Annotated in this window: 12 protein-coding genes; 6 read left to right on the top strand and 6 right to left on the bottom strand. The window is 66.8% G+C overall.

Annotated features, from left to right (window positions below; all coding sequences use genetic code 11):
* Positions 1–163 precede the first annotated feature (163 nt).
* The 6 genes from ACQR50_RS05795 (at position 164) to ACQR50_RS05770 (ending at position 8339) form a co-directional block, all read left to right on the top strand.
* Positions 164–2680, top strand: coding sequence for a glycoside hydrolase family 9 protein (locus ACQR50_RS05795; protein WP_428970155.1), 2517 nt, complete (start codon positions 164–166; stop codon positions 2678–2680).
* A gap of 105 nt (positions 2681–2785) precedes the next feature.
* Positions 2786–3238, top strand: a complete 453-nt coding sequence (locus ACQR50_RS05790) for a MarR family winged helix-turn-helix transcriptional regulator (RefSeq protein ID WP_428970154.1) — start codon at positions 2786–2788, stop codon at positions 3236–3238.
* Positions 3235–4638 (top strand): efflux transporter outer membrane subunit, encoded by a 1404-nt coding sequence (locus ACQR50_RS05785; protein ID WP_428970153.1) that lies wholly within the window; start codon positions 3235–3237, stop codon positions 4636–4638. Before ACQR50_RS05790 ends, ACQR50_RS05785 begins: the two co-directional genes overlap by 4 nt.
* On the top strand, positions 4635–5819 hold the full coding sequence (locus ACQR50_RS05780) for an efflux RND transporter periplasmic adaptor subunit (RefSeq protein ID WP_428970152.1): 1185 nt from the start codon (positions 4635–4637) through the stop codon (positions 5817–5819). Before ACQR50_RS05785 ends, ACQR50_RS05780 begins: the two co-directional genes overlap by 4 nt.
* On the top strand, positions 5819–7378 hold the full coding sequence (locus tag ACQR50_RS05775; RefSeq protein WP_428970151.1) for a DHA2 family efflux MFS transporter permease subunit: 1560 nt from the start codon (positions 5819–5821) through the stop codon (positions 7376–7378). The genes ACQR50_RS05780 and ACQR50_RS05775 overlap by 1 nt, the downstream gene beginning before the upstream one ends.
* A 160-nt stretch (positions 7379–7538) precedes the next feature.
* Positions 7539–8339, top strand: a complete 801-nt coding sequence (locus tag ACQR50_RS05770; RefSeq protein WP_428970150.1) for a ThuA domain-containing protein — start codon at positions 7539–7541, stop codon at positions 8337–8339.
* Here the strand turns inward: ACQR50_RS05770 and ACQR50_RS05765 are convergent, their stop codons facing one another.
* The 6 genes from ACQR50_RS05765 to bamA form a co-directional block, all read right to left on the bottom strand.
* The gene (locus ACQR50_RS05765) at positions 8340–9740 is read right to left on the bottom strand and encodes an L-serine ammonia-lyase (RefSeq protein ID WP_428970149.1); all 1401 of its coding nucleotides are present in this window, start codon (positions 9738–9740) and stop codon (positions 8340–8342) included.
* Positions 9741–9812: 72 nt separating this feature from the next.
* A complete protein-coding gene (locus ACQR50_RS05760; RefSeq protein ID WP_428970148.1) occupies positions 9813–10130 on the bottom strand; it encodes a PilZ domain-containing protein in 318 nt (105 codons plus the stop codon).
* Positions 10131–10266: 136 nt separating this feature from the next.
* Entirely contained in the window at positions 10267–10497 is a 231-nt protein-coding gene (gene rpmE / locus ACQR50_RS05755) for a 50S ribosomal protein L31 (RefSeq protein ID WP_042487709.1), read from the bottom strand.
* A gap of 100 nt (positions 10498–10597) precedes the next feature.
* Positions 10598–11041 (bottom strand): 3-hydroxyacyl-ACP dehydratase FabZ, encoded by a 444-nt coding sequence (fabZ, locus tag ACQR50_RS05750; protein ID WP_042487765.1) that lies wholly within the window; start codon positions 11039–11041, stop codon positions 10598–10600.
* A 52-nt stretch (positions 11042–11093) separates the two neighbouring features.
* Entirely contained in the window at positions 11094–11765 is a 672-nt protein-coding gene (locus ACQR50_RS05745) for an OmpH family outer membrane protein (RefSeq protein ID WP_056439645.1), read from the bottom strand.
* On the bottom strand, positions 11765–14509 hold the full coding sequence (bamA, locus tag ACQR50_RS05740; RefSeq protein ID WP_428970147.1) for an outer membrane protein assembly factor BamA: 2745 nt from the start codon (positions 14507–14509) through the stop codon (positions 11765–11767). Before bamA ends, ACQR50_RS05745 begins: the two co-directional genes overlap by 1 nt.
* Between the last annotated feature and the right edge of the window lie 18 nt (positions 14510–14527).

Here is a 14527-nt window from a genome sequence, read left to right as displayed (position 1 = left end):
CGCGATTTTTTCGTTGTTTAATCGAAAAAGCTGGCACAGATTGCACCCAAGGCGAAAGCGGAAACCGCGTCGCCCCGCGTTTTGGACAAGGCGTCGGTTCCCTACAGTTCGCCGCCCTGCCCATGATCAAAAATGATAGCGCTATCTTTATCGAGGAGGGGTTATGCTGAAACATATGGGTGTCACCTTGCTGGCATCGGCGAGCATCATGGCGTCCTGCGCCGTGCAGGCACAGGCACAGGTCACGACGCAGGGCACGGCACCGGCACTGTCCGTCACCCCGGCCGAGACGCTGGAGCGGCAGGGCCTGACCGTGATGGTCGACCAGAACCAGTTCAGCCCCATCTTCTTCGATGAGAAGAATGCCGGGATCCAGATCGTCCTGCACGGCGAGCGGATCGCCACCGACGGCGCGGTACGCCTGAACCCCACGCCCGAGCAATGGGACCCCGTCCCCGCCTTTGTCAGCCGGGCGCGCGGGACCGAGCCCAACCAGATCGTCGTCCGCTCGGCCTATAGGGACCAGAATCTGGCCTATCGGGTGAAGGTGACGGCGGAAGGCGACGGGTTTCGCATCGCCGTCGACCTCGATCAGCCGCTGCCCGCCGCGCTGGCGGGCAAGGCCGGTTTCAACCTCGATTTCCTGCCGACAAGCTATTTCGGCAAGACCTATCTGATGGACACCGCGCCGGGCCTGTTCCCACGCCATCCCACCGGCCCGATGGCCAAGGACGGATCGGGCGATCCGACGCCTTTGGCCTCGGGCGGCAAGTCGATCACCCTGTCGCCCGAGGACCCGCTGACCCGCGTGACGATCACGTCGGATGCGGGCGGGCTGGCGCTTTATGACGCGCGCAACCGGGCACAGAATGGCTGGTTCGTCGTCCGCTCGCTGATCGCGGCAGGAGCGAAGGAGAATGCCGTGGTCTGGCATGTCCGCCCCAATGTCGTGAAGGACTGGGTGCGCCCGCCGGTCGTCTCGTTCAACCAGGCGGGTTATACGCCCGGCCGCTCCAAGGTCGCGCTGATCGAAACCGATCCGCACGGGACCGCGCCGGGCGAGGCGGAACTGGTCCGACTGGCCGCAGACGGCACGCGCCAGTCGGTGCTGCGTGCCGCCGTCACCCCGCGCGGGCGCTGGATGCGGTACAATTACGCCGCCTTCGACTTCTCGCAGGTGCGCGAGCCGGGCATCTATGCCATTGCCTATGGCGGTCAGGTGACGAACCCGTTCCGTATCGCCGCCGATGCCTATGACCGCATCTGGCAGACCTCGCTCGACACCTTCATCGCCGAGCAGATGGACCATGTCGGCATTCGCGAACAATACCGCGTCTGGTCCGCCCCCTCGCATCTCGACGATGCCCGCCAGGCACCGCCCAACCATGTCCATTTCGACGGCTACAAGATGGGCCCCAACCTCGACTCGCCGTTCAAGCCGGGCGAGCATATCCCCGGCCTGAATGTCGGCGGCTTTCAGGATGCGGGCGATTACGACATCCAGACACCGCAAAATGCGCAGGTGGTCCGCGACCTCGCCTGGGGACGCGAGCTTTACGGCCTCGACTGGGACGAGACGAGCGTGGACGAGGCCGCTCGCGCGGTGGAGATCCGCAAGCCCGACGGCAAGCAGGACTCGGTGCAGCAGATCCGCCACGGCGTCCTGCAACTGCTCGCCCAGTACAAGGTGTTCGGCCATGCCATCGTCGGCATCATCGATCCGGTGCAGCGCCAATATGCCCATCTGGGCGATGCAGGGTCGCAGACCGACAATCTGACCTATGACGCCTCGCTCGGCATCAGCGAGCGCAAGGGCGGGTCGTCGGGGACGCAGGACGATCGCTGGGCCTTCACCACCGATCTCCCCGCCAACAATCTGGCGGTCGCGGGCGCCCTCGCCGCCGCGTCCCGCGCGCTGGCGGACAGCGATCCGACGATGGCGGCCGAGGCGTGGGACGCGGCCAAGGTCCTGTGGGGACGCTATCAGAAGGGGCCGATCAAGTCGGGCGATGGGCGCGACGACTCCGGCACGCCATGGTCGGCGGACGGCGCTAATGTCGGCGCGACCGTCGAGATGCTGATCACCAGCAAGGGCGAACGTGTCTATGCCGACCGCCTGCGCGCGCTGATGCCCGTCATCACCAAGAACTTCGCCTGGGTCCGCGCCTCGGCGGTACGCGCCCTTCCGTTCATGGATGCGAAGTACCGCGCCGCCTTGGTCCCGCTGGTCCGCCAGACCAAGGTCAAGATGGACGAAGAGGCCGCCAAGAACCCCTTCGGCGTACCGATCAGCGAAGGCGGCTGGGCCGGGTCGCATCAGGTCGTCGAGTTCGGCTCGACCGCCTTCCTGATGCACAAGGCGTTCCCGGAGATCATCGGGACCGACTATACGCGGAACGCCATCGACTATGTGCTGGGGCGGCATCCGGCGAACAACCTGTCGCTCGTCTCGACGGTGGGCACTGCGTCGAAGCTGATCGGCTATGGCCACAACCGCGCCGATTACGGCTTCATCCCCGGCGGGCTGGTGCCGGGCGTGCTGATCGTGAAGCCCGACTTCCCCGAATTGAAGACCGAATGGCCGTTCCTCTGGTTCGAGAACGAATACACAGTCGCAACCACCTCGGCCTATATCCTGGCGGCCAATGCCGCGATCGAGGCGACGAAGGAAACGCGCTGAGTGCCTTTCGGGGCGGGCCGCCCGGCCCGCCCCGAACTTCATGAAATTCATGTCATCTTCGCAACGAGAATTGACTGCCCAGGCAATCATTGCCATGGCAGCTATATGACATCCGATACGCCAGATCCCTTCGATCCCGAACGCTCGGTCGGGTATCTTACGAAGCGCGTGTACCAGCTTGCCCGGATTGGCCTGGAGCCGGTTTTCGCCGATGAAGAAGTCACCCATGTTCAGTGGAGCGCGTTGATGGCGCTGCACTATGGCGTGGGCGGCACGGCGGCGGAGCTGGCCCGCCATCTCTGCCATGATACCGGCGCGACGACGCGGATCGTCGACACGCTGGAGGAGCGCGGCCTGATCGAACGCTGCCGCTGCACCGAGGATCGCCGCGTCGTTCGCCTGTCGCTGACCGAGGCGGGGCGCGAGGTCACCGCCCGGTGCAAGGTCAAGGTCATCGGGCAGTGGAACGAATGGCTGGCCGACTGGTCGCCCGAAGAGGTCGAGCGCTTCGTCGGCGACCTGCTGCGCCTGCGCAACAAGCTGGAGACGGTGGCATGAAGCGGTTTGCCTTTCTGACCGGGATGCTGCTGGCGGGCTGTTCGGTGCCGCAGGCGCATCCCGCCATCACGGCCACCTCGCCCGAGACACTGGGATTGGGCGATGCACAGGCCCCGCTGGTCGCCGCCGACTGGTGGCGGGGCCTGGGCGATGCGCAGCTCGACCGGATCGTCGGCGACGCGCTGAGCGGCAATCCCTCGCTCGACATCGCGCTGGCCCGGTTGCGACAGGCGGAGTCGGTGCTGGCCACCCGCCGCGCCGATGACGGACCCTCGGTGACGCTCGACGCGCAGGAACAATATAACCGGCTGTCCGGCCGCTATATCATCCCGCCCCCTTATGCGGGGACGACCCAGTGGCTGGGTCAGGCGCAGGCCAATCTGAACTGGACCATCGACCTGTTCGGACGACAGGCCGCCGCGATCGACGCCGCCCGCGCCTCCACCCGTGCCGCCGCGCTCGACGTGACGGCGGCGCGGTTGGCGTTGGCCGGGTCGGTCGCGCAGACTTATGTCGAACTGGCCCGGGCCGAGCGGCAGGCGGCGATCGCGCGCCAGACGATCGCGACCCGCACCCGCTCGCTGGGGCTGATCCAGACGCGCATCCGGCACCAGCTGGCCAGCCAGATCGACGCTTCCGGCGCGCAGACCCTGCTCGCCCAGGCGCGGGTGGCACTGGCCCGCGCCGAGACGCAGGCCGCGCTGTCGCGCAACGCCTTGGCGGCGTTGGCGGGACGCGGGCTGGACTATCCCGCGACCATCGCGCCGACCAAGCTCGCCTTCGATGCCGCGCTGCCCATCCCCGCCACCGTGCCCGCCGACCTGCTCTCCCGCCGCCCCGACATCGCCGCCGCGCTCGCCCGGATCGATGCCGCGAGCAAGGGGCAGGAGGTCGCGCGCAAGGCGTTCCTGCCCAATATCAACCTGACCGCACTGGCCGGTTTCCAGGCGGTCGGCCTGGGCAATTTGTTCACCGCCGATGCGGCGACGGCGGCGGCGGGCCCGGCGATCCATCTGCCGATCTTCGACAGCGGACGGCTGCGCGCCGGGCTGGCGGGCGCGACCGCCGCGCTCGACCTGGCGACCGCCGACTATAACAACCGCGTCGTCGGCGCCGTCCGTGAGGCGGCCGATGCCGTCACGCGCAGCCGCACCGTCGCCACCGAGCGTGCGCGCCAGGCCGAGGTGACGCGCGGCCTGTCCGAAACCCGCCGCCTCAACGCGATCCGCGTGTCGAGCGGGCTGCAATCGCAACTCGGCCTGATCGATCCCGACATCCGCCAGCTGGAGTCGGATCAGGCCGACGCCAATCTTGCCGCCGACGCCGTCCAGGCGCGCATCGCGCTGGCCGTCGCCCTTGGGGGCGGCTTCTCCTCTTCTTCGCAGGGTATCACGCAATGAGCGACACCGAAGCCGCCACCCCCTCCCCCGCCGCTCCGACGACCCAGGCGCCGACCGGCGGCAAGCCCAAGGCGCGCCGCCTGGGCCTGACCATCCTGATCGTCGTGGTGGTGATCGCTGCCATCGTCTGGGCGGTGTTCCACTTCCTGCTCGCCAAGCCCGAGGAAGAGACCGACGACGCCTATGTCGCGGGTGACGTGGTGGCGATCACCGCGCGCGATCCGGGGCAGGTGCTGGCCATCCATGCCGACAATACCCAGACGGTGAAGGCGGGCCAGCCGCTGATCGATCTCGATCCCGCGACGGCCGATGTCGGCCTCGCCTCCGCCGCCGCCGAACTGGCCCGCGCGGTGCGCGCGACCCGCGCCGACTTCACCAAGGTGAACCAGAGCGGCGCCGCCATCGTGCAGGCCCAGGCCGAGCTGACCCGCGCCCGCGCCGACTATGCGCGTCGCCAGGGCGCCGCCGCCGAGGGCGCGGTGTCGGGCGAGGAACTGTCCCATGCCGCCGACGCGGTGAAGGTCGCCAATGCGAACCTCGCCCTTGCCCGCGCCCAGGCGGCACAGGCGCGGACCGCCGTGCAGGGCACCGATGTCGGCACCAACCCCGCCGTGATGGCCGCCATCGCCGCCTATCGCCGCGCCGCCATCATGCGTGGCCATATGCACGTCGTCGCGCCGATCAGCGGCGTCGTCGCCCAGCGTACGGTGCAGGTCGGCCAGCAGGTCGCGGCGGGAACGCCGCTGATGGCCGTGGTGCCGCTCGACCGGCTGTGGGTCGACGCCAATTTCCGCGAGACCCAGCTGAAGGACCTACGCATCGGCCAGCCGGCGACGATCACCGCCGATATTTACGGCGGCAAGACCGTCTATCACGGCAAGGTCGTCGGCCTGGGCGCGGGCAGCGGCAACGCCTTCGCGCTGCTGCCGCCGCAGAATGCCAGCGGCAACTGGATCAAGATCGTCCAGCGCGTGCCGGTGCGCATCGGCCTGAACGCCGATGAGCTGCGCCAGAACCCCTTGCGGGTCGGCCTGTCAGCGACGGTGACGGTCGATACCGCCGATGAGCGCGGGCCCCGCATCGGTACCGCCGCGACCCAGGTCGACAGCACCAGCGGCACCGATGGCAAAGACCCGGCGATCGAGGCGCGCATCGCGCAGATCATCGCGGCCAATCGCTGATGGCCGGGGCCTCCGCTCAAGGTGGCGCGGGGGCATCCCCGGCGCCGCTGAAAGGACCGGCGCTGGCGCTCGTCGCTTTTGCGCTGGCGCTGGGCACCTTCATGCAGGTGCTCGACTCGACCATCGCCAACGTCTCGCTGCCCACCATCGCGGGCAATCTGGGCGTCAGCTCGGACAACTCGACCTGGGTCGTCACCGCCTTTGCCGTCGCGAACGGCGTGGCGGTGCCGCTGACCGGCTGGCTGATGGGCAAGTTCGGGGTGGTGCGGACCTTCTGTGTCTCGGTGTTCCTGTTCACCATCGCCTCCTTCCTGTGCGGCGTCGCGTGGAACCTGTCCTCGCTGATCGGCTTCCGCATCCTTCAGGGCGCGGTATCGGGGCCGATGATCCCGGGCAGTCAGGCGCTGCTGATCTCGATCTTCCCGCCGCAGAAGCGGTCCACCGCGCTCGGCATCTGGTCGATGACGACGCTGGTCGCGCCGATCATGGGGCCGATCCTGGGCGGGTACATCTCCGACAATTATCACTGGAGCTGGATCTTCCTGATCAACGTCCCCGTAGGCCTGTTCTGCGCAGGCGTGTGCTGGCGCGGGCTGTCCGCCCGAGAGACGCCGACCCGTAACCTGCCGATCGATAAGGTCGGGCTGATCATGCTGGTCGTCTGGGTCGGCGCACTCCAGATGATGCTGGACCTGGGCAAGAATGACGACTGGTTCCACTCGACCCGGATCGTCGTGATGACGGTGATCGCCATTGTCGGCTTTATCGCCTGGCTGATCTGGGAGCTGACCGACGCCAATCCGGCGGTCGACCTGTCGCTGTTCAAGGGCCGCAATTTCAGCATCGGGACGCTGGCCTTTTGCCTGGGTTATGCGGTGTTCTTCGCCAACACGCTGCTGCTGCCGCTCTGGCTCCAGACGCAGCTGGGCTATACCGCGACCTGGGCGGGACTCGTCGCCGCACCCAGCGGGGCGGTGGCGGTGGTGCTGACCCCCATCGTCGCGCGACTGTCGGGCAAGGTCGATGCGCGGATCATGGCGACCATCGCCTTTGCCGCCTTCGGCGTGTCCTATTGGATGCGTTCGGGCCTGAATACGCAGGCGGGCTTCAGCGACTTCGTGCTGCCGCTGATGGTGCAGGGCATCGCGATGAGCACCTTCTTCCTCGCCATGCTGACCATCGCGCTGGACGGCGTGCCGCAGGCGCGCATCCCCTCGGCGACCGGCATCTCGAACTTCGCGCGCATCACGGCGGGCAGCTTCGCCGCCTCGCTGACCACGACCATGTGGGACCGGCGCGAGGCGATGCATCAGGCGCATCTGTCCGAGGCGATCGGACAAGGCCCGGTGTGGCAGATGGCGAAGAACGGCCTGAACCATCTGGGCCTGACCGACGTCCAGGCCGCCGCCGCCGTTACGCGGCAGATGGTGGGCCAGGCCTATCTGCTGGCGTCGACCGACATCTTCTATGTGTCGGCGTGGCTGTGCATCGTGCTGGCGGGGCTGACCTGGTTCACCCGACGGCCCAAGCCGCATGACGGCCCCATCGCGGCGGATTGATAACGATCCTCCCCGGTCCGGGGAGGTGGCAGCCCGTCAGACCTGACGGAGGGGGGCTTCCTCAAGGGACGACCTTCGCGGCGATCCCCCTCCACCAGCTTCGCTGGTCCCCCTCCCCGTGCCGGGGAGGATTTGCTACGCTCCCCCAAAAGGGAGACGGATGATGCTGAAAACGCTGATGATGATGGCGCTGGTTGCCGTGGCGCAGGCGCCGTCCGACCCGCATCTGCCGCCCAAGGTCGTCGACACGGTCGCCCCCACCCTGCCCGCCGGGCTTAGCCACGGCGTGCTGATCGTCTCCAAGACCAATGGCTGGCGGCATTTCGAGCATATCCCGCATTCCAATGCGGTCCTCGCCGACATCGCCAAAGCGCTGCACCGCCCCAGCTTCACCACCGAAAATGCCGCCGTCTTCAACGACGACCAACTGTCCCGTTTCTCGGTGGTGGTCCTGAACAGCGCCAGCGGCGACTTCCTGACGCCCGAGCAGCAGGCCGCCTTTGCCCGTTTCGTCGCGCGTGGCGGGGGCGTGGTCGCGCTCCACGCGGCGGGCGACAACAGCCACAAGGCGCCCTGGTATGTCGATACGATCATCGGCACGACCTTCACCGGCCATCCGAATGGCGAAGACCATATCCAGCCCGCCCGCGTCGACATCGTGCAGCCCCGCCATCCGATCATGGCAGGCGTGCGGACGTCGTGGAGCCCACGCGACGAATGGTACAGCTTCGACAGCAACCCCGCGACGCGCGGCATGACCATCCTGGCACAGGTGGACGAGGCCAGCTACCGTCCCGGCGACACGCTACGCATGGGTGCGGCGCATCCCGTCATGTGGATCAACCCTCGCAGCAAGGGCCGCGTCTTCTATTCCGCCCTGGGGCATGAGCCACAGCTGTACGACGATCCCGATTACCGCCGCATCCTGACCAACGCGGTGCGCTGGGCAGCGGGGAAGTGATCAGCACTCGACGACGTTGACCGCGAGGCCACCGAGGCTGGTTTCCTTATATTGCGACTTCATGTCCTCGCCGGTCTGGCGCATCGTCTCGATCACCTGATCCAGGCTGACGATGTGCTTGCCGTCGCCGTGCAGCGCCAGATAGGCGGCGTTGATCGCCTTGATCGCACCCATGGTGTTACGCTCGATGCACGGAATCTGGACCAGCCCGCCGATCGGGTCGCAGGTCAGCCCAAGATTATGCTCCATGCCGATCTCGGCGGCATTCTCGACCTGCGCCGGCGAACCGCCCAAGGCCGCCGCCAGTCCCGCCGCCGCCATCGAGCAGGCGACGCCGACTTCGCCCTGGCACCCCATCTCGGCGGCCGAGATGGAGGCCCGCTTCTTGTAGAGCATCCCCACCGCCGCCGCCGTCAGCAACAGCGTGCGCACCCCGTCGCGCGTCGCGCCATGGACGAAGGTCTCGTAATAACGCAGCACCGCCGGGATGACGCCTGCCGCGCCATTGGTCGGCGCGGTCACGACCCGGCCGCCCGCCGCATTCTCCTCATTCACCGCCAGCGCCCAGAGGCTGACCCATTCGAACACCAGGCTGGGATCGGTTCGCGGCCCCCGGTCGAGCAGCTTCTGCCGGATCGCCTGCGCGCGGCGCTGGACCTTCAACCCGCCCGGCAGGATACCCGAGGCGGCACAGCCCCGCTCGATCGAGGCGCACATGGCGTCGCGCACCCGGTCGAGGAACGCGTCGGTGTCCGCGTCCTCACGCCATGCGGCTTCGTTGGCGCGGACGATCTGGGCGATGGACAGGCCGGTCTCGTCGGTCCGCTCGAGCAGTTCGGCGCCCGACGCGAAGGGATGTGCCAGCCGCCGGTTGGTCCGCATCGGCTCGGCCCCCTCCATCCGGATCGCGCCGCCGCCGATCGAATAGAAGCGGCGGACGACCGAACTGCCATCGGGCAGGAAGGCGGTAAAGACCATGCCATTGGGATGCGCGGGCAGGAAGCCGGGCCGGAACAGCAGGTCCTGTTCGGGATCGAAGGGCAATGGGTGGCGTCCGTCGAGCATCAACTGCCGCGTCTCGTGAATCCCCGCGAGCAAGCCGTCGATGGCATCGGGATCGACCCGTTCGGGCATCTCGCCCGCCAGGCCCAGCAGCACCGCCCGGTCGCTATGGTGCCCGCGTCCGGTCAGCGACAGCGATCCGAACAGCTCGGCCTGCACCCGGTCGGGGATCAGGCCGGTGTCCAGCATCTCGACCGCGAAGGCCTTGGCCGCGCGCATCGGACCGACGGTGTGCGAGCTGGAGGGGCCGATGCCGATCGTGAACAGCTCGGTCACGCTGACCGCGGCGATACTGTCCTCGCTGCGCGGCGTACCCACGGGAATGGCGGAGAGCGTCAAGATCGTTCCAATTGTTACGGCTTTTGCCCCGTCTAGCGTACTCGCCATGCACTGACCAGCCGATGGAACGGATCAGGCGGTCATCGGGGCCAGTATGTCGAACGCCTCGCGCGTCAATGGCGTCTGGAAATGGCAACCGGCGGCAAAGTCGGACGCCCACACGATCTTGGCCTCGATCTCGCCGACATGGGGCAAGCGCAACCAGATCTTCAGGCCGCGACGCAATTCGGTATAGGTCTGGAGACGTGCGCCCGTGGTGGAGATGTCGGTGACCCGGCACAACGCCCGGTCGAGCCCGCCCCGTCCCAGATCAGTGTCCAGCGCGGTCGCCTTACGCGGGGAGCGGCGGCGATTGGCAAATTCGGCAGGTTCGAATTCGGCGGCGAACATGGCTTCACTCTAAACACCGCTGGTTAACATACTACAAAGCTATTCCCGCCCCCCCTGCTTCGGCGGACGCGAAAAACCCGGCGCTTCGCGGGAAGCACCGGGTCCTTCGATCGTCCAGCGATGAGGCCGGTAGCGATTACTTGCGGAGCGTGAGACCGCCGCCGAAACGCTTGTTGAAGCGCGCGACCTGACCGCCGGTGTCCAGCATGGTGCCGCGACCGCCGGTCCAGGCCGGGTGCGCCAGCGGATCGATGTCCAGCTGCATCGTGTCGCCTTCCTTGCCCCAGGTGGAGCGGGTTTCGAACACGGTGCCGTCGGTCATCTGCACCTTGATCATGTGATAGTCGGGATGCGTATCGGTCTTCATGATATTGCTCCGGAAAATGGCTGGTTCCGACCAGCCTTCAAGCTCAAGGCGCGGCCCATAGCGGACCGCGCCCCGTTAGTCAAAAGCCCGTGACGGTCGCTTACGCTTCCGCGGGCGGATCGGCGATCATCGCGGTGAAATTGGCTTCCGCCACGACGACGCCGTCGATCTTGGCGACCCCTGCGAACTTGCAGACGCGGGTCCGCTTCGACACGAACTCGACCTCCAGGTGCAGGAGCACGCCGGGCTCGACGGGCTTGCGGAACTTCACGCCGTCGATCGACATGAAATAGACCAGCTTGCCCGAATTCGCGAGGCCCAGGCTTTCCACGCCCAGGACACCGGCGGCCTGCGCCAGCGCCTCGACGATCAACACGCCCGGCATGATCGGACGGCCGGGATAATGGCCCTGGAAAAAGGCCTCGTTGATCGTCACCGCCTTCACCGCGCGGATCGACGTGTCGAGGACCAGTTCCTCGACACGATCGACCAGCAGCATCGGGTAACGGTGCGGGATCGCCGCCATGACCCGCGTCACGTCCATCGGGCCGATGACGGTCTTCGCCTCTTCGTTCACGACGTCGCTCACCGGGATATTACCGGCCGCTGTTCTGGCGACGGGCAGGCGCCGGGGCGGCGGCGGCCGGAGCGGCAGCGGCGGGGGCAGCGCCCTGCTGCTGACCCTGCTGGCCGGGCTGCCAGTTGGCGGGCGGCGTAATGCTGACGGTCGGTACCAGCTTGTCCAGCTCGGCGGTCACCGCCGAGGTGATGTCGGCGGTCGGCTGCATGAACAGCACGGCCTGCGGGCTGACCAGCAGGCTGACATTCTTGGCGCGCACGGCGTTCTGCACCGCTTCGCCCAGACGCGCCTGGATCTGCTCGACCGCATAGGTCTGCGCACGGACGGCGGGCTGGGTCAGGCGGCCCAGTTCCTGCTCGGCGGCCTGCTGCTTGGCCTGGATCGACTGGGCCTGAGTGCGCAGCGCGGCCTCGTTGGCGTTCGGCGCGGCGCGGGCGGTCTGGAACGCCTGGACCAGCGGCTCCAGCTCACGGCCGAGCGCGGTGCGGCGGGTTTCTGCCTGGTCGAGCTGCGCCTTGTAGGTTGTCTCGATCTGCTGGCGGGCAGCGGCCCAGGCGCGCGAACCGGCGATCGCGCCCTGCGGGTCGGCCACGGCGACGCCGTTCACCTGCGCGCTGGCGGTGGTGGCGACGGTCGCGGCCGGCGCGACAAGGGCCGCCGCGAGGAGGAGCTTGGAAATCGTCTTCATCAGAACTGCGTCCCTACGTTGAAAGTAATGAGCTTGGGGTCGTCGCCCGGCTGCGTGACCAATGCCTTGGCGAGGTCGATGCGCAGCGGTCCGAATGGTGAATTCCAGTTCACACCGATGCCCACCGACACGCGCGGCTTCCAGGTGCCGAGATAGAATTGCTCTTCGGCATAATTGGTGTTCTGGAGCGCGACATTGGCCGACGTGCCCAGGCAGGTGCCACCCGCCGTGGCCGAGTAGCCGGTAGGGCAGGTCGTGCTGGCACCGGCGATGCCTGCGGCCGTCGTTTCGGTCGTCGTCGGCACCTGATAAAGCTGATTGCCGGCCTTGTCGGTGACGGGCAACGGGTCGAGCGTCTTCGATCCGTCCGCGTTGAACTGCGGCACGCCGTTGACAACCCGCTGCGGGAAGTTGAGCGAGGGCAGCGGGCGGGTGACGCCCCACAGGCTGCCTGCCTGGACATAGACGCTGGGGCGCAGGCCCATTTCACGCGCACCCGATCCCAACGGGATTTCGAGCTCCGCACGCGCCAGATAGTAAGCGCGGCCACCCAGGGCGTCGTCGACAAACCGCTGACGATCCGTATCGCGCGACTGGGCACCGGTGGTGGGATCGATGTTATAAGGCACGCGCAACACGCGCGGACCGACGCCGCGAATGTCGAAGCCGCGGAACTGCGGCTCGCCCAGATAGAAGCGGTCGACGATGCGGACCGGATCGATGCCCGGACCACGGCTGCCCTCGAGCGAATGGATATAACCGCCCTCGCCCAGGATCGAGAAGACGAAGCCCTTGCCCAGCCCCTTGAACTTGGCGCCTTCCGCGCGGGTGCGGATATACTTCACGTCGCCGCCCAGACCGGCGAAGTCCTGGCTGAACGAGAAGCGATGCCCGGCGGTCGGACGCAGGCGGCTGTTCAGGCTGTCATAGATCAGCGAGTAGCCGACCGACGAGGTCCAGCGATTGCCGATCGAGTCGCAGAGATAGCGACCCGCCTGCTGGAAGTTACAGGTGCCGTCCGCATTGAAGAACGACGCGTCCAGGCCGACCTGGTCATAGGTCAGGCCATAGCGACCCGACAACGACCAATATTCGGTCAGCGGCACGCCCGCGCGTACCTGGAAGCCGGTCGACACCTGGCTGTAGGTCGTCTGGCGGGTGGTGCCCAGATAGTTGAACGAGTTGAAGTCGCGGCGGAACACGTCAACGCCCAGCGCGATGTTCTTGTCGAACACATAAGGCTCGGTGAAGCCCAGTTCGATCGACTTGGAATAGGCCGAATAGTTCACGCCCGCGCGCAGTTCCTGGCCCTTGCCGCGGAAGTTGCGCTGGGTGATGTTCGCCTGGATGATGAAGCGTTCCAGCGACGAGTAACCGGCCGACAGCTGGAGCGAGCCGGTCGACTGTTCCTCGACATTGGTTTCCAGCACGATGCGGTCGGGCGTCGAACCGGGGTTCTGCTTGATCTCCAGCTTTTCCTGGAAATAGCCGAGCGAGTTGATGCGATCCTGGCTGCGGCGGACCTGGAAGCTGTTGAAGGCGTCACCCTCGGCCACGCGGATTTCGCGCCGGACGACCTTGTCCTGCGTCTGCGTGTTGCCGTTGATGTCGATCCGCTCGACATAGGTCCGCTTGGCCTCGGCAATGTTGAAGGTGATCGCCATCGTCAGCGTGTCCTTGTCACGCTGGAAGTCGGGGTTCACGTCGGTGAAGGCATAGCCGAACAGGCCCGCCGTCTGGCTGAGGCTGTCGATCGAGTCCTCGATCAGCTTGGCATTATACCAATCACCCTTCTTCATGGGCAGCGACTGGGCGAGCTTCTCATTGTCGAAGTCGCGGATCTGGCTGTCGACCTTCACATCGCCAAACTTATAGCGCGGGCCTTCCTCCACCACATAGGTGATGATGAAGTCCTTCTTGTCCGGCGTCAGCTCGGCGACCGCGCTCGTCACCCGGAAATCGGCATAGCCGTTGGTTAGGTAGAACAGGCGCAGCTTCTGCTGGTCGGCGGCCAGGCGATCCTGGTCATAGCTGGTGGCCGAGGACAGGAAACGGAACCAGCGCGACTGCTTGGTGTACATCGCACCGCGCAGTTCGTCGTCGGAGAACTTCTCGTTGCCGATGATGTTGATCTGGCGGACCTTGGACTTCGGCCCTTCGCTGATCTCGAACACCACGTCGACGCGGTTCTGGTCGAGATTGACCATCTTGGGCTCGACCACCGCGCCGAACCGGCCCTGGCGGCGGTACAGCTCGACGATACGCGCCACGTCCTGGCGAACCGCCGTCCGGGTGAAGATCTGTCGCGGCGCGAGCTTGATCTCCTTCTTGATCTTGTCTTCCTTCAGGCGCTTGTTGCCCTCCAGGATGACCCGGTTGATGATCGGGTTCTCGCGCACGCGCAGCACGATGTCGCCCGTCTCCACGCCGGAGATCGAGAAGTCGGCGAACAGTTCGGACGCCTGAAGGTCCTTCAGCGCCTGGTCGAGCGTTTCCGGAGTATAGGGAATGCCGACCCGCAGCTTGGTGTAGGACAACACCGTCTCGGGCTCGATACGCTGGGCGCCTTCGACCCGCAGCGTCTTGATCGTGCGCACCGGCGCAGGCGCCACGGCCTGCGTCGGCGCGGCACCGGCCCCGGCGCTCGGCGCGGCAGGCGCGGTCTGCGCCATGACGGGAACACCCGACAGCATCGTGCCCGCCAGCAGCATGGCGCCCGCGCGCACAGTCTTCATACCCGTCATTGCTGTCACCAAACCCAC

Origin of the sequence: Sphingomonas sp. Xoc002, assembly GCF_050408055.1 — a bacterium.
Lineage (GTDB): Bacteria > Pseudomonadota > Alphaproteobacteria > Sphingomonadales > Sphingomonadaceae > Sphingomonas > Sphingomonas yabuuchiae.
The sequence above is the reverse complement of the archived record's forward strand: the minus strand, read 5'-3'. Positions and strand labels throughout refer to the sequence as shown.

Excerpts from the sequence above, each read along its gene's own strand:
- ACQR50_RS05795 (WP_428970155.1), top strand. The coding sequence starts at position 164 with ATGCTGAAACATATGGGTGTCACCTTGCTGGCATCGGCGAGCATCATG.
- ACQR50_RS05790 (WP_428970154.1), top strand. The coding sequence starts at position 2,786 with ATGACATCCGATACGCCAGATCCCTTCGATCCCGAACGCTCGGTCGGG.
- ACQR50_RS05785 (WP_428970153.1), top strand. The coding sequence starts at position 3,235 with ATGAAGCGGTTTGCCTTTCTGACCGGGATGCTGCTGGCGGGCTGTTCG.
- ACQR50_RS05780 (WP_428970152.1), top strand. The coding sequence starts at position 4,635 with ATGAGCGACACCGAAGCCGCCACCCCCTCCCCCGCCGCTCCGACGACC.
- ACQR50_RS05775 (WP_428970151.1), top strand. The coding sequence starts at position 5,819 with ATGGCCGGGGCCTCCGCTCAAGGTGGCGCGGGGGCATCCCCGGCGCCG.
- ACQR50_RS05770 (WP_428970150.1), top strand. The coding sequence starts at position 7,539 with ATGATGCTGAAAACGCTGATGATGATGGCGCTGGTTGCCGTGGCGCAG.
- ACQR50_RS05760 (WP_428970148.1), bottom strand. The coding sequence starts at position 10,130 with ATGTTCGCCGCCGAATTCGAACCTGCCGAATTTGCCAATCGCCGCCGC.
- rpmE (WP_042487709.1), bottom strand. The coding sequence starts at position 10,497 with ATGAAGACCGATACGCATCCCGACTATCACATGATCAAGGTGCAGATG.
- fabZ (WP_042487765.1), bottom strand. The coding sequence starts at position 11,041 with ATGGACGTGACGCGGGTCATGGCGGCGATCCCGCACCGTTACCCGATG.
- ACQR50_RS05745 (WP_056439645.1), bottom strand. The coding sequence starts at position 11,765 with ATGAAGACGATTTCCAAGCTCCTCCTCGCGGCGGCCCTTGTCGCGCCG.
- bamA (WP_428970147.1), bottom strand. The coding sequence starts at position 14,509 with ATGACGGGTATGAAGACTGTGCGCGCGGGCGCCATGCTGCTGGCGGGC.